The organism is Glaciimonas sp. Gout2 (genome assembly GCF_035018905.1).
Classification (GTDB): Bacteria; Pseudomonadota; Gammaproteobacteria; order Burkholderiales; family Burkholderiaceae_D; genus Glaciimonas.
Genome location: NZ_JASJXA010000147.1, coordinates 1 through 280, shown reverse-complemented (window position 1 = coordinate 280; position 280 = coordinate 1). Strand labels below are relative to the sequence as shown.

General features: G+C 62.9%; 1 protein-coding gene. It reads left to right on the top strand.

The window, feature by feature from the left end; genetic code table 11:
• Window positions 1–93: 93 nt before the first annotated feature.
• Window positions 94–280: hypothetical protein (locus QN379_RS23540; protein ID WP_323507781.1), on the top strand; the 187-nt coding region annotated here is incomplete at its 3' end.

Here is a 280-nt window from a genome sequence, read left to right as displayed (position 1 = left end):
GATCCAGCCACCGTCTATGGCACGGCATTTGACCCGTGCCAGCCAGGGCATGGGGCTGACCGCTGCGATGACCGAGTGCCAAAGGCACGGCATTTGATACGTGGTGAAGCCACTATGCCGCTGCCGGTAGCGATCCAGCCACCGTCTATGGCACGGCATTTGACCCCGTGCCGGCCATGGCAGGGTGCTGACCGCTGCGATGGCCGAGTGCCAAAGGCACGGCATTTGATACGTGGTGAAGCCACTATGCCGCTGCCGGTAGCGATCCAGCCACCGTCTA